The following is a 19,566-nucleotide window of genomic DNA, read 5'->3' on the forward strand; positions in this document are numbered from 1 at the left end:
GGCAGTATGTTGCAGTTCGATTATTTAAAAATGGCCATTAAGCAAAAAGGCTGCACGCTACAACAAGTGGCAGAAGCCAGCGGGATGACTAAAGGTTATTTAAGCCAACTTCTCAACGACAAAATCAAAAGCCCCAGTGCGCAAAAACTTGAAGCCTTGCACCGTTTTCTCGGGTTAGAGTTTCCTCGCCGTGAGAAAAAGGTCGGCGTGGTGTTTGGTAAATTTTACCCTCTGCATACCGGCCACATCTATTTGATTCAGCGCGCCTGTAGCCAAGTAGACGAACTGCATATCATTCTTTGCCACGATGAGCCGCGGGATCGGGAACTGTTCGAGAACAGCTCGATGTCACAGCAGCCAACGGTCAGTGACCGTTTACGCTGGTTGTTGCAAACCTTCAAATATCAGAAAAATATTCGCATTCATTCTTTTGATGAGCACGGAATCGAGCCTTATCCGCACGGTTGGGATGTCTGGAGTCACGGCGTCAAAGAATTTATGGCAAATAAAGGCATAGTGCCGAGCTTTATCTATTCTGGCGACAGTCAGGATGCGCCTCGTTACCGCGAACAGCTCGGTATCGAAACAATTTTAATCGATCCACAACGCTCATTTATGGAGATCAGTGGCCGTCAAATCCGCCGTGATCCTTTCCGTTATTGGGACTATATCCCAACGGAAGTGAAGCCGTTTTTCGTACGTACGGTGGCTATTCTGGGAGGCGAATCCAGCGGGAAATCGACGTTGGTCAACAAGTTGGCCAACATTTTCAATACCACCAGCGCCTGGGAATACGGGCGGGATTATGTCTTTTCCCATTTAGGTGGCGACGAGATGGCGCTGCAATATTCCGATTACGACAAAATCGCGCTGGGACAGGCTCAATACGTCGATTTTGCGGTTAAATATGCCAATAAAGTGGCCTTTATCGATACTGATTTTGTCACCACTCAGGCGTTCTGCAAGAAATATGAAGGGCGAGAGCATCCCTTTGTGCAGGCGCTGATTGATGAGTATCGTTTCGATCTGGTTATTTTGCTGGAAAACAATACCCCGTGGGTGGCTGATGGCCTACGCAGCCTGGGCAGTAGCACTGAGCGAAAATCCTTCCAAAATCTGCTGGAAGAAATGCTACAGGCTAATAATGTCGAGTATGTGCATGTGGAATCAGCGGATTATGATGAGCGCTTCCTGCGCTGCGTCGAGTTGGTGCAGCAATTGTTGGCTGCCGACTCATTGCGTGTATCTCGAACATCGTACACTGAGGACAAGTTAAAAATCAGCCTGATGGAATGATCTCCGATCCGTTTCTCCGAGTGTCGGCGACGCGGTGTTATGTCCATAACCGCCTGAAAATAATACTGCCCACCGAATGGCGGGCAGCATAGTCATAACTTTATGGCCGATTACTTGGTCATTTTCTTATACTTGATACGATGTGGTTCTAAGGCTTCAGCGCCCAGAGTCCGTTTTTTCCATTCTTCGTATTCCGTAAAGTTACCTTCAAAGAATACGACTTTGCCTTCATCCTGATAATCGATGATATGGGTAGCAATTCGGTCAAGGAACCAACGGTCATGGGAAATAACCATTGCACAGCCTGGGAATTCCAGTAAGGCGTTTTCCAGCGCCCGCAGCGTTTCAATATCCAGGTCGTTGGTAGGTTCATCCAGCAGCAACATATTGCCGCCAACCTGCAACAGTTTTGCCAAATGGATACGGCCACGCTCACCACCGGACAGTTCACCCACGCGTTTACCTTGATCGACGCCTTTGAAGTTGAAGCGGCCAACGTAGGCGCGACTGGGTAATTCAAAGTTACCGATCTTCATGATGTCCTGACCGCCGGAAACTTCTTCCCATACGGTTTTACTGTCATCCATGCTGTCACGGAACTGATCAACAGAGGCCAATTGCACGGTATCACCGAGGCTAATGCTGCCGGAGTCGGGTTGTTCCTGACCTGATAACATGCGGAACAGGGTGGATTTACCGGCACCGTTCGGCCCGATAATACCGACAATAGCCCCTTTGGGTAGGGCAAAGGTCAGATCGTCAATTAATACCCGGTCGCCATAAGACTTGCTCAGGTGCTCGACTTCCAGCACTTTGTCACCTAAACGTGGACCCGGTGGAATAAATAGCTCACTGGTTTCGTTACGTTTTTGGTACTCAACGCTATTCAGTTCTTCAAAGCGAGCCAGACGCGCTTTGCCTTTGGCTTGACGACCTTTCGGATTCTGGCGAACCCATTCCAGCTCTTTCTCGATGGATTTGCGACGAGCGGCTTCGGAAGAGGCTTCCTGTGCCAGACGGGCATCTTTCTGTTCCAACCATGAGGAATAGTTACCTTCCCACGGAATACCTTCGCCGCGGTCCAACTCCAGAATCCAACCCGCCACGTTGTCGAGGAAGTAACGGTCATGGGTGATTGCCACTACGGTACCTTCATAGTCATGCAGGAAGCGCTCCAACCAAGCCACGGATTCGGCATCCAAGTGGTTGGTAGGTTCATCCAGCAGCAACATATCCGGTTTTTCCAACAGCAGGCGGCAAATGGCGACGCGGCGACGCTCACCACCGGATAGATTGGCGATTTTGGCCTCCCAAGGTGGCAGACGCAGAGCATCGGCAGCACGCTCCAACTGGTTATCCAGATTATGGCCATCGTGAGACTGGATAATCGCTTCCAGCTCGCCTTGTTCTTTCGCCAGCTTGTCGAAATCAGCATCCGGATCGGCATAGAGCGCGTAAACCTCGTCCAGACGGCTCAGAGCACGTTTTACTTCGCCAACGGATTCTTCCACCGCTTCGCGAACCGTTTGCTCCAAATTCAGCTTGGGCTCCTGCGGCAGGTAACCGATTTTGATACCTGGCTGCGCGCGTGCTTCACCTTCGATATCCGTATCGACACCGGCCATGATGCGCAGCAGCGTGGATTTACCCGAGCCATTGAGGCCCAGCACGCCGATTTTTGCACCGGGGAAGAAACTTAGGGAGATGTTTTTCAGAATATGACGCTTCGGCGGAACCACTTTGCCGACGCGGTGCATGGTATAGACGTATTGAGCCACGTTGCTCTAGCCTCTCTATATCAGTTTTTATTAGGATGTCTGGTTGCGGAGTGTAGCCCGTTTTGATCGTGGATCCCAGACATCCATGAAGATATGAGAGTATAACCGTTTCTGCTCTTTTTCTGCTGGTGTCACCCCGCAGAATGCGGTATTTCAGGCATTAGGGCGCGGTAACGATCATGGCAACCCGGCGATTTTCAGCCCGACCTTTGGCTGTGTGGTTATCGGCGACAGGATTCAGCTTGCCCAATCCACGGACGTCGATATTCGCTCTTGGCATGCCAATGGTCGCCAGCGTATCGGCAACGGCGCTAGCGCGGCCATAGGATAACCGATCGTTATAGCTATCTTCCCCCATGGAATCCGTATGTCCATTAAGGCGGATATGATTGATATCAACGGCTTTCAACGCCCGACCAATTTTTTCGACGGTTTGCACGCCTTGTGGGTTCAGTTTGCCAACATGACTGCTGAACAGTACTTTATCCGACAGGCCAAACTCCCAGCCGTTATCGGTTAATTTAAACCCTTGTTCTTGTAGTGCAGCAATCCATTAAAGTCATGACTTAACTCATTCAGTTCCGCGATAGGTGCAGATGGTACCCGTTGGCCAAAACTACGGTGGAGGCTCACGTTGTGAGCGACTTCGGTGATCTGGTTCAGAGAGCCTACAATCCCTCGCAGCATACGGCGTGAGAGAAATAGGGCACCACAATACTGATAATCAAACCTGCCAGCATGGCTAGCAAGCCTTGCACCAGGAAACTGACCAGACCGCCACCGTAGCTGGTCATAATAATGGTACCGAGCCGATCCGTGCCACGGGTGATTGGCATCTCTACCGAACCGGTCAGTACCCAGCGAGCCACGCTTTGCTCTATCTGGTGGAAAGGACCATTTTCAGGCATTGTCCAACTGGCAATTAACTTTCCATTGGCACCCATAATTTTGGTTTCAGCCACTTCTTCATTCGCCGCAATTACCGCCAAGGCTTCATTGGCTGCAATATTATCGCCAAATACAACGGCAGCCTCAGTGGTATAGCTGATGGAGCGGGCGATTAAATGCAAATTGTGGTCGACATAAACCCGCAATGCCACCACGGCGAACAGGGTAATGAAAATACCGGCCATTCCTACCGCAACCAGCGCAACCGTTAAGTGTACCCGTTGGAGAACCTTCCTAGTTGCAATGCTGGTAATGGTATCGGCAGACCGAGAGATTAAATGAATTTTTATTCTGAGGTTGGATAACCGCCCGGTTTTATTGCCGGGCGGTAAAGTACCGTGAGGTATTAGTGAGTTCTCACTGAAGATTTAAAGCGTTGGATGACCCATTTTTCAATTTCAACCAGCATAAAGATGGCGATGCTGACCAGTAATGTCAGGCCCCAATAATAGGCTGGCAGTGGTTCGGTACCAAAGGCGGTGTTCATAAATGGTAGATAGATAATTGCCAATTGCAGTAACACCAACACACCAGAGACTAACCAGAGTCCTTTATTGACGAATACTTCCTTATTCAGTGGGAAGCGGTCGGTCACACGGCAGTTAAACATGTAGATCCATTGTGCGGTAACCAGCGTTTGCATTAACACGGTACGGATAAACTCGGTGCTATAACCGCGTGGTTCCAGGTAGGCTTCCAAAATAAAGGCACTGATAGCAATCAGTATACCAACAAAGGCGATACGCCAGATGGCGTGCCCATCCAATACATGGCGTGACGGATCGCGCGGGTTGCGGCGCATAATGCCTCTTTCCGACGGTTCGAATGCTAAACCAAAGGAAAGCGTGGTCGATGTCGCCATGTTAATCCACAGTATTTGCAGCGGTGTTAACGGAATCACTGCACCGGCGAGAATAGCAAAGATGATGAGCAGGCCTTGTGCCAGGTTGGTAGGAAGAATAAACAGAATGGTTTTTTTCAGGTTGTCGTAAACTCGGCGGCCTTCTTCTACCGCACTGGCGATCGTGGCGAAGTTATCATCGGAGAGCACCATATCGGCGGCTTCTTTGGTCACTTCGGTTCCTTTGATCCCCATGGCAATACCGACGTCAGCTTGTTTCAGCGCCGGTGCATCATTGACGCCATCGCCAGTCATCCCGACGATTTCACCTTTGGCTTGTAGCGATTTTACCAGCCGCAATTTATGTTCCGGACTGGTACGGGCGAAAATGTCGTAACGCATAGCCGCTTCAGCCAATTCGTCATCGTCCATATGTTCCAGTTGGCTACCGGTAATAGAATCGATACCATTACCAATACCGAGCATTGCGCCAATCGCCATTGCGGTTTCCTGATGGTCACCGGTGATCATTTTGACGCGAATCCCTGCTTGCTGACAGGTGGCAATGGCATCAATGGCTTCAGGACGCGGTGGATCCATCATGCCCGCGATGCCGACAAACACCATTCCCTGCTGAATATCACTGTGATCCAGTTCACTCACCGCTTCATCTGTCGGTCGGAAAGCGGCTGCCACCATGCGCAAGCCCTGCTTCGCATAACGAGCCATTTCGGCTTCCCAGTAGTCACGACGGAAAGGTGCTACGCCGTTAGCGGTCAGTTCCTGCTGACAGAAGGTGAATAATACATCCGGCGCACCCGTCAGGAAGATACTGCTGTCCGACTGAACCTGATTACTGGTCGCCATGTATTTATAGGCGGAATCAAATGGAATTTTACCAAGTTGGCTAACCTGACCCAGCTCAAGGCCGGATTTTGCCGCCAATACTTTCAGCGCTCCTTCCGTTGGCCCACCGGTGATGATCCAGTGCCCCTGATCGTTTTTCTGAATCTGGCTGTCATTACATAGATTCACTGCCGTGATAAATGTTTTCAGATTGGCATTAGCATCCAGATCGGCTTTTTGGTCGCTACCTTCCTGATAAATATTACCTACCGGCTCGTAGCTTTCGCCTTCGACGCGGTAACAATGGTCAGCCAGAATAACCGCTTTTACGGTCATTTCATTCATCGTCAGGGTGCCAGTTTTATCCGAACATACGACCGTCATCGCGCCCAGAGTTTCCACTGTGGGTAGCTTACGAATAATTGCCCGTTTGCGGGCCATTGACTGCACGCCCAATGACAGAATAATCGAGATAATTGCCGGTAACCCTTCTGGCACCGACGCCACAGCCAAACTGATCAAAGCCAGTAGCAACTCATTAACCGGCAGGTCGCGCAGCAGGAAGGCGAAGACAAACAAGAAAGCCATCATGACCAAAATGAGGATGAAGATCGCCTTACCCAGTCGGTCCATCTGTTGCAGCAGCGGGGTGCGCTGCGTGTCGATGGTCGACATCATCTGGTTAATATGGCCCAGTTCGGTATCACCACCAGTTGCAATCACGACACCCTTTGCCGTGCCTGCACTGATGGTGGTGCCCGAGAAGAGTAGGTTTTTACGATCACCAATCACCGCTTCATTCTCGATAACGCCGATCTGTTTCTCCACGACGGTAGATTCACCCGTCAGAATGGCTTCTTCGATCTGGAGGTTATGCGCTTCCAGCAAACGCAAATCGGCTGGAATTTTGTCGCCGGGTTTTAGCGTGACAATATCCCCAATAACCAGATCTTGAGCGTTAATGATTTGAGTCACACCTTCTCGAATCACTACCGCTTTGCTGGACAACATATTTTGAATGCTTTTGAGCGATTTCTCGGCTTTATTTTCTTGTACAAAACCGATTAAGGCATTGATCACCGCTACGCACAGAATAATGATGGTATCAACGGCGTGACCCATTAAGCCTTTAACTAAAGCTGCGGCGAGCAGGATGTAGATTAAAACATCATTAAAGTGGGCGAAAAATTGGATAAGTGGGTGTTTACGCTTCTTTTCAGGAAGAGAGTTTGGACCATGCTTTTTTAAGCGTTCAGCCGCATCCTGCTGGCTCAGACCTTCGGTAGTGGTATTCAACTGCTGTAAGCTTTCTTCCGTCGTGAGCTGATACCAATTCTTCCCTGATAGGGGCGGCGATGCCAATTTGTCATTTGATGTGTTATGCATTGAAGGAACCTTCTCCAAAGAATTAATAAATCTAGAATTAGCTGTCCTTGTATCCGTTATTTATCGGAAATTTTGGCACTTTAGCATGAAGCTAAAATACCTTTTTTCTTTACGCCGTTAGTATTTTTCTATTAGTTGTTGATTTTTATTAAAAATAAATCAAAAAATTTCAGTGGAAACAGCAAAATAAACATGAATATATTTAGGAATAATAGTAGATAATTATCAACTTAGCGTTTTGATCTGAGATAATACTCACTGAGTAACGACTTATTCTCTCATCTGTCGGCCAAGCGTTTCTCCTTACAGCGAGAATGAAAGTTTGTAGTGTTTCTATTCTTGTTGATAATTTTTTCATTAAGCATAAGCAGGTAGTTAACTAACTGTTTAATAAAATCATTAATCTGTGCTCAGGGGGGTTCTTTTTTTATTCTTATTCAACAGATTATCGTAGGCGGTTAAGGCCAAAAATTTGTATGGTAGGAATCTGTGCAATAGTGAGTAAAGAGTGTGGCGAATCATTGTTTATCGGGCGAAACTCTCGATTAGCATAATTCGCGATTAGTATAATTATCTAACCTGAACTCATTATGACTATGCTAATCAGAAGACTCTGTGAATGTGATGTGAAGCCAACAACCCGTGAGGAAACAGTGAGTATGGACAAGTGGCGATATCTGGCGATTGGCGTATGTCTGGCGACGGCATCAGGAGTGGCTTCCGCAGATTCTCTTGATGCCCAGCGACAGCGCTATCAACAAGTTAAACAGGCGTGGGACAGCAATCAGATGGCGACGGTGGAACAATTATTACCGACGCTGCGTAATTATCCCCTGTATCCGTATCTGGAATATCGTCAATTAACGCAGGATCTCAGCCAGATCAGTCCGGCACAGATCAGTGATTTTCTCAGCCGAAACCCGACGCTACCACCGGCACGCTCTCTTTCTTCCCGCTTTGTGAATGAACTGGCTCGTCGTGAGGATTGGCGTGGGTTATTGAGTTTTAGTCCGCAGGCACCCAAGCCGGTTGCCGCTCGCTGTAACTACTATTATGCCAAGTGGGCTACGGGTGAGCAGCAGGTGGCTTGGGACGGCGCCAGTGATATCTGGTTAAACGGTCAGTCATTGCCGGGAAGCTGCGATAAGCTGTTTACGGTTTGGCAGCAGGCTGGGCATCAAACGCCGCTGGCGACACTGGCGCGTATGCGTCTGGCACTGAAAGAAAGCAATGCCAGCCTGGTGAGTTTCCTGTTGAAACAGTTACCCGATGATTATCAAACCATGGGAACGGCGCTGGCTAAACTACAGAGCGATCCGACCAGTGTGGAAAGTTTTGCCCGCACCGTCGGGCCAACCGATTTTACCCGTTCGGCCACCACAATTGCCTTTACCCGTTTGGCCAGACAGGATGTTGAAAATGCTCGAGCCATGATCCCGATATTGGCACGACTGCAAAAGATGAGCGACAAAGAGAAGTTGGAGCTGGAAGAAGCGGTTGCCTGGCGTTTAATGGGCAATGACGCCACTGATCAACAAGCCAAATGGCGTGATGAAGTGACGTTGCGCAGCCATTCCAGCCTGTTGCTGGAACGCCGTATCCGTATGGCACTGGGAAGTGGCGATCGCAAAAGTTTGCAAGCTTGGCTGGCGCGTTTGCCATCGGATGCGAAAGACAAGGACGAATGGCGTTACTGGCGTGCCACGTTACTGATCGATCAAGGCAATAAAACTGAAGGGGAGGCGATGCTGCGTGAGTTGACCAACGCCCGTGGATTCTATCCGATGGTAGCGGCGCAGAAGCTGAATATTCCTTATCCAATTATGGTGGAAGTTGCTACCAAACCTGATGCCTCTTTGGCTAAGTTGCCGGAAATTGCCCGGGTACGTGAGCTAATGTATTGGAATATGGATAATCTGGCCCGTAATGAATGGAGCTATCTGGTTGCCAGCCGCAGTAAACCGGAGCAGGAAGCTCTGGCGCGTTACGCGTTTGAGCAGAAATGGGCTGATCTGAGCGTACAAGCCACGATTGTTGCCAAACTTTGGGATCATCTAGAAGAACGCTTCCCGCTGGCTTGGCCACAGGAGTTCCGTCGGGCTACGGAAGGTAAGGGTATCACGCCAAGTTACGCGATGGCGATTGCGCGGCAGGAAAGTGCCTGGAATCCCAAAGCTCAGTCACCGGTTGGTGCTGCTGGCTTGATGCAAGTCATGCCGAGAACCGCAGATCATACGGTAAAACTGAATAATATCAGTGGCTATGTTAATAGCAGTCAATTGCTCGATCCGGTCACAAATATTGCAATTGGTACCAGCTATCTGGAAGAGGTTTATCAGCAGTTTGGCCGCAACCGCATTTTGGCCAGTGCGGCTTATAATGCTGGTCCGTCACGGGTGAATACCTGGTTGGGAAACAGTGGCGGACAAGTGGATGCCGTGGCTTTTATTGAGAGTATTCCTTTCTCTGAAACCCGTGGTTATGTCAAAAATGTGCTGGCCTATGACGCTTTTTATCGCCACTTTATGAATCGTCCCGCTAAAGTGCTGAGTGATGCGGAGTTGCAGAGACGTTATTGATCTTTGCCACTTTATGCTATGCTGCTGTACTAGTTAAATAGTATGGCAGCCTACCATGACCCAGAACGCCGTAATTGATCCCGCACTCTCCGCTGAAGATAACCAGAACTGGTTAAGCTTTGTTGCATTGCTGCAACAGGCTGTTGCGCAAGATCTCCACCAACCATTATTACAATTAATGCTGACACCTGACGAGCGAGCCGCTTTGGGCACCCGCGTTCGTATTATTCAGGAATTAATGCGTGGTGAACTGAGCCAGCGAGAGTTGAAAAATCAGCTTGGTGCCGGTATTGCCACCATTACCCGTGGTTCCAATAGCCTGAAAGCCTCTTCGCCACAGCTGAAAAGCTGGCTGGAAGCGCAATTGCTGGGGGGGAATGAGTCTTCACCATCCTAAGCGCATGGTTTCTGGGTGGTTCGGATTTATTTCCCTCTATTAATCAATAGAGTGACGGTTTATTTTTGATAAACTGGGTTATGAAAGGGTACCAGAGCCAGCAGTAACGCCTGATGATAAACGCTGGTGCGTGACAGTTTCCCGTCAGTGAAAAAACCAATTGCGCCACCCTGACGTTTGACTTCGGTATTTCCAGTCAAAAGTGCCATTTCGTCGCCCAGTTCACGGCCTTGTTTTATTCCATGTAATATAATTTGCGGCAGCATTAAACTGGCAGAGCGGGATTCTCCCCGTAGCTGCAAGTGTTCAACGACGATCCAGGCATAGGTCATATTATCTTCAATACCGGCTTCCACTCCGACCCAAAAATCTGCTCCCGGCACCATTTGACGTGCAGTGGTCACTCGCTGACGCGCACCGGTGCGTGTTTCGGTATCGCCGATGGGTTGAAGGGATACACCACTATTCACATGAATACCTTCGATGTGACAGCACTCTGAACCATAAACGTCGTTAAATGCGCAAGTAATAGCCTTAATTTTTGCAGGGTTGGTGGTGGCAGCAACAACATGGTACATAATGAGTTTAAGCATCCTTAGCTAATTTTACGCAGTATAACGGAAAACAGACATGTTACAGGTATATCTCGTTCGTCATGGCGAAACCGAATGGAACGCGGCACGGCGTATTCAAGGCCAATCAGACAGCCCTTTGACTGCAATCGGCGAGCATCAGGCTCGGTTGGTGGCGCGGCGGGTTAGCGGCGAGGGAATTACCCACGTCATCACCAGCGATCTGGGGCGAACCCGGCGCACGGCCGAAATTATTGCTGATACCTGTGGCTGCGGGATAATAACGGAACCGCGTCTGCGTGAGCTGAATATGGGGGTGCTGGAAACGCGAGGCATTGACAGCTTAACCGCCCAAGAAGAGTTATGGCGTAAGCAAATGGTTGATGGCACACCTGATGGGCGAATCCCTGATGGCGAGTCGATGACGGAGTTGGCGGCGCGTATGCATGCGGCGTTGGAAAGTTGCCGAGAGTTACCGCCGGGCAGTAAGCCGTTGCTAGTCAGTCACGGAATTGCGCTGGGATGTCTGCTAAGCACCATTTTGGGGTTGCCGCCTTATGCTGAGCGTCGCTTGCGTTTGCGCAACTGTTCGCTATCTCGCGTGGATTATCAGCAAAGCCTGTGGCTGGCATCAGGTTGGATTGTGGAGACCGCGGGCGATATCACGCATCTGGATATGCCCGCGTTGGACGAACTACAGCGCTAACGGCGAATAGGAATCAGATATTCGCAGCGCAATACCGCAGGCGGCTGATCTTTTGGTCGCCCTTGCGGGAAGAAACGTTCGATATCGTATCCTTTCCGGCGAGTCAGCTCTTGCTGTGGTAGGCAGGTGCCATACAGTGTCAGAATAAAGTTCTGTAACCCTTCGGCTGGCCCTTCATAAACAAACTTAACGTATTCACCGCCCTGCAAAATCACCGGCTGGCCTTCTTGCACGTTGGCTGGTGTATGCTGAGGCTCGATGGCCGTGGTGTAGAAAATCTCCTGTTCATCATCCTTTTCCTGATTCGGTCGAGAATGGTGCAGGCCATATAGCACTGGCGGTAACTTATCTGCTCCCCCAAGATATTGATGCCAGAAATGGGAACGCAATTCGGTACGGAAGGTCGAAATTTGCTCCAGCGTGCATGAATAGCTTTGGGTTAAACCAACCAAATGCTGTTCCGGCAACGTAATAAACTCGGCCTGAGGCAAGGTATAAGAGCCTAACCGAATGGGCGGGCAGATGCCTAATGAATGCCAGTCTTCCGCCCGACGATAAAGCGCTGGCGTTTGCGCAAATTGTTTCTTAAATGCGCGGGTAAAGGTTTGCTGGGAGTCGAAACGGTATTGCAATGCAATATCCAAAATGGGCCGACTGGTTAAACGCAGGGCAACCGCAGCTTTAGATAGCCTTCTTGCGCGAATATAGGCACCGATGGCATTACCAGTGACGTCTTTAAACATCCGCTGCAAATGCCATTTAGAGTAGCCTGCTTTTGCGGCAACGTTGTCCAGTGATAACGGCTGGTCTAAATGACTTTCCAGCCAGCTAAGCAGATCACGAATGATACTGGCTTGATCCATAGATCTTCCTCTTAAAGCAGCCTGGATTAGGATAAATCGCTCAGGAGCTGAATTGGCTCCGCCGCATAGTAACAACTTTTCTTGCCTGAGACTGCCTAAGATTTTTATGGGTAATGGTACTAAATCGGCATCTGAAGGCGTTAAAAACGAATTATTAATGAATACTTGTATAATGGTATAAAAGATCGATCTTGGGTAATGATGCCGAGCATAATGGAGTAAGTATATGAAAAAAAATTGGATATTACTTTGTGGGCTGCTCTCTTTCGGCACCATAAGTCTACATGCTGAAGAAATTGGTTCGGTAGATACGGTATTTAAGCTCTTTGGTCCTGACCATAAAATAGTCATTGAAGCTTTCGACGATCCTGATGTTAAAAATGTAACTTGTTATATCAGTCGAGCTAAAACCGGTGGAATTAAAGGTGGGCTGGGATTGGCAGAAGATACGGCCGATGCCGCTATTTCTTGTCAGCAGGTTGGCCCGATCGAACTGTCAGATAAAATCAAGAAGAGCAAAACCAAAGGGGAAGTCGTATTTCAGAAACGAACCTCGCTGGTATTTAAAAAGCTCCAGGTTGTGCGTTTCTATGATGCTAGCCGCAATGCATTGGTGTATTTAACCTATTCTGACAAAGTCGTCGACGGTTCACCAAAGAACGCCATCAGCGCCGTACCTATTATTCCCTGGGCGCATAGCAATTAAGTCTGATCAATGGATAAAAAAAAACCAGCACTTCCGCGCTGGTTTTTTTGCCTATCAGGCAATCAGTCTTCCAGATCGCCGCAGAATCGATAACCTTCGCCATGGATGGTGGCAATGATTTCTGGGGTATCAGGCGTGGATTCAAAGTGTTTACGAATCCGACGGATAGTGACGTCTACCGTGCGGTCATGAGGTTTCAGCTCGCGGCCAGTCATTTTTTTCAGCAACTCACCACGGGATTGAATTTTGCCTGGGTTTTCGCAGAAGTGCAGCATGGCGCGGAATTCGCTGCGTGGCAGCTTATAATTTTCACCAGTCGGGCTGATCAGTGAGCGGCTATTGATATCCAGCTCCCAACCGTTGAATTTATAGCTTTCAACCAGACGACGCTCTTCGCCCACGCTACCCAGATTCATGGTACGTGACAGCAAATTACGGGCACGAATGGTTAACTCGCGTGGATTAAAAGGCTTGGTGATGTAGTCATCAGCACCGATTTCCAGACCAAGGATTTTATCCACTTCATTATCGCGGCCAGTCAGGAACATCAGGGCAACGCTCGCCTGTTCGCGAAGTTCTCGTGCCAGCAATAAACCATTCTTGCCCGGCAGGTTAATATCCATGATAACCAGATTGATATCATTCTCAGACAGAATGTGGTGCATTTCTGCGCCATCATTGGCTTCATGGACTACGTAGCCTTCCGCCTCGAAAATGCTCTTCAAGGTGTTACGAGTGACGATCTCGTCTTCTACGATCAGAATGTGCGGGGTCTGCATGTTTGCTACCTAAAATTGCCAACAAAATAGAAATAGGAAGTACAGAAGTCTTTGTTATATAAGGATTTTTATTGACTTTTAACTCGTCATCCCATTTATCACATGACTAAAGTACGTAAACGCGTTCTTGATGCACTTTCCATCAACGTCAACAACATCGCTAGCTCGGTCGGGGTGTTACTCCCTACAGCCCCAAAGGTGACAAAAGCGGCGCATATCCTAACCCTATTAACAGCAACATAACAGTGTGAGCCGAATCTACCACCCAACAAAACTACGCTTTGTTGACATATATCAAATTCAATTGTAGCACGTTAACACTTTTGTGAAAAACACTTACAAGAATACCAGTTTAAGGGATAGTTGGTTAAAATATGTGATCGTTTCAGTGTATTTAATATTAAATAATTCATTTAATATTTAGATAAATAATTAAGTATGTAATGCATTGATTTTTATTGTTTAAAATCAATATACTCTGAATATTGTCGTTCAGTCTTGGTTTTCTCTCTTAGGTGAGCTTTTCACCGAATAGATAAGATAAACCACCACCAGTGTTATCAGTATGTAAATAAAATGATCTTATAATTCACATTATGTGTTTGCCTAAAAATCTGGCCACCTGATAGCCTGATTTTGGCAGTGCTTTATCGATATAGAGAGGCAGCATTATCCATTTTTGCGGTGCGATTCAGTCTTGAGCAACAAAAAAATACGAGTGTATATCCTAGGGATAAATTGCAAATGGTGAGTTTTATATTCCAATATTAAGATTATATTGGTTGTTAAATTCTTATTATCGAACTTTAAGTGATTTTATCTGCCGTTTAATGGTGACTGAATGCGCAAGGTCAATGGACAAAAAAGTTTGACTTGCAGCAAGGATTGCTTTAACCAATAGAGGGAGAGCTTCAGTAATTAAATGAGACAGACAAAATGCGCGACATCAGCCTGACTACAACGATTATTACCACCACCGAAACCACAGGTTACGGGGCGGGCTGACGCGTACAGGAAACACAGAAAAAAGCCCGCACCTAAACAGTGCGGGCTTTTTTTTCGGCATAAATTCAGGAGAGAAACAGAAATGCGAGTGCTGAAATTTGGCGGAACCTCAGTTGCAAACGCAGAAAGATTTATGCGTGTTGCTGATATTATCGAAAACAATGCGCGTCAAGGACAGGTTGCCACCGTGCTTTCGGCACCGGCAAAGATTACCAACCATCTGGTTGCCATGATTGATAAGACCGTCTCCGGGCAGGATATTTTTCCGGTCATGAGCGAATCGGAAACGATTTTTGCCGAGTTGTTGCGCGGATTAGCTCTGGCACAACCCGGTTTTGCCTATGATCGTCTAAAAGCGTTTGTGGCACACGAATTTGCGCAACTCAAACAGCAATTGCACGGTATATCTCTGCTAGGGCAGTGCCCAGATAGCGTTAATGCAGCCATTATCTGCCGTGGCGAAAAAATGTCTATCGCCATCATGGAGGCGGTGTTTCAGGCGAAAGGCTATCCGGTAACAGTGATCAATCCGGTCGAGAAGCTGCTGGCACAAGGGCACTATCTGGAGTCCACCGTTGATATTGCTGAATCTACCCGACGTATTGTGGCGAGTGGCATTCCGGCTGACCATATCATCTTGATGGCCGGATTTACTGCCGGTAATGATAAAGGTGAACTGGTAGTGCTTGGCCGCAATGGTTCTGATTATTCGGCGGCGGTATTGGCGGCCTGTTTACGCGCGGACTGCTGTGAAATCTGGACTGACGTTGATGGTGTCTATACCTGCGATCCACGTACCGTACCCGATGCCCGATTGCTGAAATCGATGTCCTATCAAGAAGCGATGGAACTGTCCTATTTTGGCGCCAAAGTTCTCCATCCTCGCACCATCGCGCCCATTGCCCAGTTCCAGATCCCTTGCCTGATAAAAAATACGGCCAACCCGCAAGCTCCTGGAACCTTGATCGGTGGTGAAGGCATGGATGATGGCTATCCGGTCAAAGGTATCACCAACCTGAATAATATGGCGATGATCAACGTTTCAGGGCCAGGAATGAAAGGTATGGTGGGGATGGCGGCGCGGGTGTTTGCCGTCATGTCACGCAGCGGAATTTCCGTGGTGTTAATCACTCAATCCTCGTCTGAATACAGCATCAGTTTCTGTGTGCCACAAGGCGAACTGTTACTCGCTCGCAAGGCGCTGGAAGACGAATTCTATCTTGAGTTGAAAGATGGCGTGCTGGATCCACTGGACGTCATGGAGCGGCTGGCGATTATCTCCGTTGTCGGCGATGGTATGCGTACTTTGCGCGGTATTTCAGCGCGCTTCTTCTCCGCGCTGGCGCGAGCCAATATCAATATTATCGCTATTGCACAAGGTTCTTCCGAACGATCCATTTCCGTGGTCGTCAATAATGACTCCGTGACAACCGGTGTACGCGTTTGTCATCAAATGCTGTTTAATACCGATCAGGTTATTGAAGTGTTTGTGATTGGCGCAGGCGGCGTCGGTGGTGCGTTGATCGAACAGATCCACCGTCAGCAGCCGTGGCTAAAACAGAAACATATTGATTTACGAGTATGTGGTATCGCTAATTCTAAAGCGTTGCTCACCAATGTTCATGGGATCGATTTGAATAACTGGCAGGATCAACTGGCGGTAGCGCAAGAGCCGTTTAATCTGGGCCGCTTGATTCGTTTGGTAAAAGAGTATCATTTGCTGAATCCGGTCATTGTCGATTGCACCTCTAGCCAGGCGGTGGCCGATCAATACGCCGACTTCCTGTCGGATGGTTTCCACGTAGTGACACCAAACAAGAAAGCTAATACTTCATCAATGAATTATTACCGACAATTGCGCACGGCGGCGGCGAAATCTAGCCGTAAGTTTTTGTATGACACCAATGTTGGTGCCGGTTTACCAGTGATTGAAAACCTGCAAAATTTGCTCAATGCTGGCGATGAACTGCTTCGCTTCTCCGGCATTCTTTCTGGTTCACTTTCCTTTATTTTCGGCAAGCTGGACGAAGGTATGTCGCTCAGTGAGGCCACATTGCAGGCCAAATCGTTGGGTTACACCGAACCCGATCCACGTGATGATTTGTCTGGGATGGATATTGCGCGCAAGTTATTGATTTTAGCCCGTGAAGCGGGTTACAAATTAGAACTGACCGACATTGAAGTGGAATCAGTTTTACCGGCATCCTTCGATGCCTCTGGCGATGTAGAGAACTTCCTGAAACGCTTACCATCGCTGGATGCCGACTTTAACCGCCGAGTCACCAATGCCAGCGAACAGGGCAAAGTGCTGCGTTATGTCGGGGTGATTGAAGACGGGCGCTGTCAGGTTCGTATGGATGCAGTTGATGGTAATGATCCCTTGTATAAGGTCAAGAACGGTGAAAATGCGCTGGCCTTTTACACTCGCTACTATCAGCCGATTCCTTTGGTTCTACGTGGTTACGGCGCTGGTAATGATGTTACCGCTGCTGGCGTATTTGCCGATTTATTACGCACATTATCCTGGAAGCTGGGAGTTTAAATATGGTTAAGGTCTATGCTCCGGCATCGATTGGCAATGTTAGCGTGGGTTTTGATGTGCTGGGGGCGGCGGTTTCTCCGGTTGATGGTGCCTTGCTTGGCGATTGCGTTAGCGTGGTGGCGGCAGACAGTTTCAGTTTACACAACGAAGGTCGTTTCGTTAGCAAGCTGCCGGACGATCCCAAAGAGAATATTGTCTATCAATGCTGGCAGCGTTTTTGTCAGGAGATTGGCAAAGAGATTCCAGTGGCGATGCGGTTGGAAAAAAATATGCCGATCGGTTCTGGTTTAGGTTCTAGCGCTTGTTCGGTCGTGGCTGGGCTGATGGCGATGAACGAATTCTGTGGACAGCCGCTGGATAAAATCACATTGCTGGGCATGATGGGCGAGCTGGAAGGACGTGTCTCGGGCAGTGTGCATTATGACAATGTCGCACCTTGTTATCTCGGTGGTATGCAATTGATCCTCGAACAAGAGGATCATATCAGCCAACAAGTACCTGGTTTTTCCGATTGGTTATGGGTTATGGCATATCCGGGAATCAAAGTGTCTACCGCTGAAGCCCGGGCGATTTTGCCTGCACAATATCGCCGACAGGATTGTATCGCGCATGGCCGCAATCTGGCTGGTTTCATCCATGCCAGCCATACGCAACAGCCAGTGTTAGCCGCTAAACTGATGAAAGATGTCATCGCCGAGCCTTATCGTACGCAATTGCTTCCGGGTTTTTCTGCCGCACGTCAGGCTGCACAGGATATTGGTGCGCTGGCCTGCGGTATTTCCGGTTCCGGCCCGACGTTGTTTGCGGTGTGTAACGAAAATGACACCGCTCACCGCATGGCGGAATGGCTGCAAAAAAACTACCTGCAAAACGACGAAGGTTTTGTACATATTTGCCGTCTGGATACCGCAGGCGCACGACTACTGGGATAATGCATGAAACTTTACAACCTTAAAGATCACAATGAGCAGGTCAGCTTTGCGCAGGCCATCAAGCAAGGCTTGGGTAAGCATCAGGGGCTGTTCTTCCCGCTGGAGTTACCCGAGTTCGAACTCACAGAGATTGATAAGCTGCTGGATCAGGATTTTGTGACCCGCAGTAGCCGTATTTTATCTGCTTTTATTGGCGACGAAATCGCCCCTGAAACACTGACCAAACGCGTTAAAGCTGCTTTTGAATTCCCTGCGCCAGTTGCAGCGGTTGAAAACGATATCTCGATTCTGGAGTTATTCCACGGCCCGACATTGGCATTCAAAGACTTTGGCGCACGTTTTATGGCGCAGATGCTGGCAGAAGTCGCGGGTGATCAGCCTGTTACCATTTTGACCGCCACTTCTGGTGATACCGGCGCGGCAGTGGCACATGCGTTTTACGGGCTGAAAAATGTGCGAGTCGTGATTCTGTACCCGCGAGGAAAAATCAGCCGCTTGCAGGAAAAACTGTTCTGCACTTTGGGTGGCAACATTCATACCGTGGCGATTGACGGCGATTTTGATGCTTGTCAGGCGCTGGTAAAACAATCTTTTGACGATGAAGAGTTAAAACAAGCGCTGCATCTCAACTCTGCCAACTCCATCAATATCAGTCGATTGTTAGCGCAAATCTGTTATTACTTCGAAGCTGTGGCGCAGTTGCCGCAAGAGGCACGTAATCAACTGGTTATTTCTGTGCCGAGTGGCAACTTTGGTGATCTGACCGCAGGTCTATTAGCCAAATCGCTGGGTCTTCCGGTGAAACGCTTTATCGCCGCAACTAACGCCAATGACACCGTACCGCGTTTCTTGGTTAATGGTCAGTGGCAGCCTCAGCCAACGGTTGCTACCTTGTCCAATGCGATGGATGTCAGTCAGCCAAATAATTGGCCACGAGTGGAAGAATTGTTCCGTCGTAAGATCTGGCAGTTGAAAGAGCTGGGTCATGCTGCCGTTAGCGATGAAGTGACCAAAGAAACTCTGCGGGAACTGGCTGAAATAGGTTATATCTCTGAACCTCATGCAGCGATTGCCTATCGTGCATTACGTGATCAATTGCAAGATGGTGAATTCGGTTTGTTCCTCGGTACGGCTCATCCGGCAAAATTCAAAGAAAGCGTAGAGGAGATTTTGACGCAGGAGTTACCATTGCCAAAGGAACTGGCGGTCAGAGCATCAATGCCGTTGTTATCGCATGACTTACCGGCAAATTATGAGCAACTCCGTGTGTTCCTCATGGCATTGCCACAATAAATAGGGCGGGTCATCGCGGAAATCGACATCGCAAAAGCAGAAAAGGGCCGGTTGGCCCTTTTCTATTAATGATGACGTATTTGTTGCCTAAACGGAG

At 48.6% G+C, this 19,566-nt stretch carries 15 protein-coding genes, 2 pseudogenes and 1 other annotated feature; of the genes and pseudogenes, 10 read left to right on the top strand and 7 right to left on the bottom strand.

The genetic code is table 11. The features are described 5' to 3' along the window. The first annotated feature begins 6 nt into the window (after positions 1 to 6). On the top strand, positions 7 to 1,296 hold the full coding sequence (nadR, locus tag DJ39_RS05620) for a multifunctional transcriptional regulator/nicotinamide-nucleotide adenylyltransferase/ribosylnicotinamide kinase NadR (protein ID WP_004721073.1): 1,290 nt from the start codon (positions 7 to 9) through the stop codon (positions 1,294 to 1,296). Positions 1,297 to 1,406: 110 nt separating this feature from the next. Here nadR and ettA read toward each other — a convergent pair whose 3' ends face one another. The 4 genes and pseudogenes from ettA to DJ39_RS05640 all read right to left on the bottom strand — a co-directional run bounded on the left by ettA (position 1,407) and on the right by DJ39_RS05640 (position 7,095). Then, positions 1,407 to 3,074, bottom strand: coding sequence for an energy-dependent translational throttle protein EttA (gene ettA / locus DJ39_RS05625; RefSeq protein WP_038240930.1), 1,668 nt, complete (start codon positions 3,072 to 3,074; stop codon positions 1,407 to 1,409). 160 nt (positions 3,075 to 3,234) lie between these two features. Next, positions 3,235 to 3,624 (bottom strand): annotated as a pseudogene (gene yfiB, locus DJ39_RS05630) (outer membrane lipoprotein YfiB); the annotation flags it as partial. Further along, a pseudogene (locus DJ39_RS05635) lies at positions 3,618 to 4,312 on the bottom strand (CHASE sensor domain-containing protein); the annotation flags it as partial. The pseudogenes yfiB and DJ39_RS05635, both read right to left, overlap by 7 nt. Positions 4,313 to 4,368: 56 nt before the next feature. Beyond that, positions 4,369 to 7,095 carry a cation-transporting P-type ATPase gene (locus DJ39_RS05640; RefSeq protein WP_004721081.1) on the bottom strand — a complete coding sequence of 909 codons (2,727 nt, stop codon included), beginning with the start codon at positions 7,093 to 7,095 and terminating at the stop codon, positions 4,369 to 4,371. A 659-nt stretch (positions 7,096 to 7,754) separates the two neighbouring features. Here DJ39_RS05640 and sltY point away from each other — a divergent pair. Further along, complete coding sequence (sltY, locus tag DJ39_RS05645; protein WP_004721083.1) at positions 7,755 to 9,674, top strand: murein transglycosylase; 1,920 nt, start codon at positions 7,755 to 7,757, stop codon at positions 9,672 to 9,674. Between the two features lie 55 nt (positions 9,675 to 9,729). Continuing rightward, complete coding sequence (gene trpR, locus DJ39_RS05650) at positions 9,730 to 10,071, top strand: trp operon repressor (protein ID WP_004721085.1); 342 nt, start codon at positions 9,730 to 9,732, stop codon at positions 10,069 to 10,071. A gap of 59 nt (positions 10,072 to 10,130) precedes the next feature. Here the strand turns inward: trpR and yjjX are convergent, their stop codons facing one another. Then, on the bottom strand, positions 10,131 to 10,649 hold the full coding sequence (gene yjjX, locus DJ39_RS05655; protein WP_004721087.1) for an inosine/xanthosine triphosphatase: 519 nt from the start codon (positions 10,647 to 10,649) through the stop codon (positions 10,131 to 10,133). A 52-nt stretch (positions 10,650 to 10,701) separates the two neighbouring features. Here yjjX and gpmB point away from each other — a divergent pair, with 52 nt between their 5' ends. Then, entirely contained in the window at positions 10,702 to 11,349 is a 648-nt protein-coding gene (gpmB, locus tag DJ39_RS05660; protein ID WP_038240924.1) for a 2,3-diphosphoglycerate-dependent phosphoglycerate mutase GpmB, read from the top strand. Here the strand turns inward: gpmB and robA are convergent. After that, positions 11,346 to 12,212, bottom strand: coding sequence for an MDR efflux pump AcrAB transcriptional activator RobA (gene robA / locus DJ39_RS05665; RefSeq protein ID WP_004721089.1), 867 nt, complete (start codon positions 12,210 to 12,212; stop codon positions 11,346 to 11,348). The two genes, gpmB and robA, sit on opposite strands and share 4 nt — an antisense overlap. A 226-nt stretch (positions 12,213 to 12,438) precedes the next feature. Here robA and creA point away from each other — a divergent pair, with 226 nt between their 5' ends. Next, positions 12,439 to 12,918: a protein CreA gene (gene creA, locus DJ39_RS05670; protein WP_004721092.1), complete on the top strand. Its 480-nt coding sequence runs from the start codon at positions 12,439 to 12,441 to the stop codon at positions 12,916 to 12,918. A 62-nt stretch (positions 12,919 to 12,980) separates the two neighbouring features. Here creA and arcA read toward each other — a convergent pair whose 3' ends face one another. Then, on the bottom strand, positions 12,981 to 13,697 hold the full coding sequence (gene arcA / locus DJ39_RS05675; protein WP_004721094.1) for a two-component system response regulator ArcA: 717 nt from the start codon (positions 13,695 to 13,697) through the stop codon (positions 12,981 to 12,983). A 102-nt stretch (positions 13,698 to 13,799) separates the two neighbouring features. Between arcA and yjjY the strand changes: the two genes are divergently transcribed. The 5 genes from yjjY (at position 13,800) to thrC (ending at position 19,469) form a co-directional block, all read left to right on the top strand. Further along, positions 13,800 to 13,940 carry a YjjY family protein gene (gene yjjY / locus DJ39_RS18240; RefSeq protein ID WP_087931085.1) on the top strand — a complete coding sequence of 47 codons (141 nt, stop codon included), beginning with the start codon at positions 13,800 to 13,802 and terminating at the stop codon, positions 13,938 to 13,940. 693 nt (positions 13,941 to 14,633) lie between these two features. Beyond that, entirely contained in the window at positions 14,634 to 14,702 is a 69-nt protein-coding gene (gene thrL, locus DJ39_RS17345) for a thr operon leader peptide (protein ID WP_071665735.1), read from the top strand. Then, positions 14,641 to 14,758, top strand: a sequence feature (Thr leader region). It overlaps the preceding gene by 62 nt. A 26-nt stretch (positions 14,759 to 14,784) precedes the next feature. After that, complete coding sequence (thrA, locus tag DJ39_RS05680) at positions 14,785 to 17,244, top strand: bifunctional aspartate kinase/homoserine dehydrogenase I (protein ID WP_004721096.1); 2,460 nt, start codon at positions 14,785 to 14,787, stop codon at positions 17,242 to 17,244. 2 nt (positions 17,245 to 17,246) lie between these two features. Further along, positions 17,247 to 18,176: a homoserine kinase gene (gene thrB, locus DJ39_RS05685; protein ID WP_004721097.1), complete on the top strand. Its 930-nt coding sequence runs from the start codon at positions 17,247 to 17,249 to the stop codon at positions 18,174 to 18,176. Between the two features lie 3 nt (positions 18,177 to 18,179). Next, complete coding sequence (gene thrC, locus DJ39_RS05690; protein ID WP_004721099.1) at positions 18,180 to 19,469, top strand: threonine synthase; 1,290 nt, start codon at positions 18,180 to 18,182, stop codon at positions 19,467 to 19,469. The last annotated feature ends 97 nt before the right edge of the window (positions 19,470 to 19,566 follow it).

The organism is Yersinia ruckeri ATCC 29473 (genome assembly GCF_000754815.1).
Lineage (GTDB): Bacteria > Pseudomonadota > Gammaproteobacteria > Enterobacterales > Enterobacteriaceae > Yersinia > Yersinia ruckeri.

Excerpts from the sequence above, each read along its gene's own strand:
- nadR (WP_004721073.1), top strand. The coding sequence starts at position 7 with ATGTTGCAGTTCGATTATTTAAAAATGGCCATTAAGCAAAAAGGCTGC.
- DJ39_RS05640 (WP_004721081.1), bottom strand. The coding sequence starts at position 7,095 with ATGCATAACACATCAAATGACAAATTGGCATCGCCGCCCCTATCAGGG.
- sltY (WP_004721083.1), top strand. The coding sequence starts at position 7,755 with ATGGACAAGTGGCGATATCTGGCGATTGGCGTATGTCTGGCGACGGCA.
- trpR (WP_004721085.1), top strand. The coding sequence starts at position 9,730 with ATGACCCAGAACGCCGTAATTGATCCCGCACTCTCCGCTGAAGATAAC.
- yjjX (WP_004721087.1), bottom strand. The coding sequence starts at position 10,649 with ATGTACCATGTTGTTGCTGCCACCACCAACCCTGCAAAAATTAAGGCT.
- gpmB (WP_038240924.1), top strand. The coding sequence starts at position 10,702 with ATGTTACAGGTATATCTCGTTCGTCATGGCGAAACCGAATGGAACGCG.
- robA (WP_004721089.1), bottom strand. The coding sequence starts at position 12,212 with ATGGATCAAGCCAGTATCATTCGTGATCTGCTTAGCTGGCTGGAAAGT.
- creA (WP_004721092.1), top strand. The coding sequence starts at position 12,439 with ATGAAAAAAAATTGGATATTACTTTGTGGGCTGCTCTCTTTCGGCACC.
- arcA (WP_004721094.1), bottom strand. The coding sequence starts at position 13,697 with ATGCAGACCCCGCACATTCTGATCGTAGAAGACGAGATCGTCACTCGT.
- yjjY (WP_087931085.1), top strand. The coding sequence starts at position 13,800 with ATGACTAAAGTACGTAAACGCGTTCTTGATGCACTTTCCATCAACGTC.
- thrA (WP_004721096.1), top strand. The coding sequence starts at position 14,785 with ATGCGAGTGCTGAAATTTGGCGGAACCTCAGTTGCAAACGCAGAAAGA.
- thrB (WP_004721097.1), top strand. The coding sequence starts at position 17,247 with ATGGTTAAGGTCTATGCTCCGGCATCGATTGGCAATGTTAGCGTGGGT.
- thrC (WP_004721099.1), top strand. The coding sequence starts at position 18,180 with ATGAAACTTTACAACCTTAAAGATCACAATGAGCAGGTCAGCTTTGCG.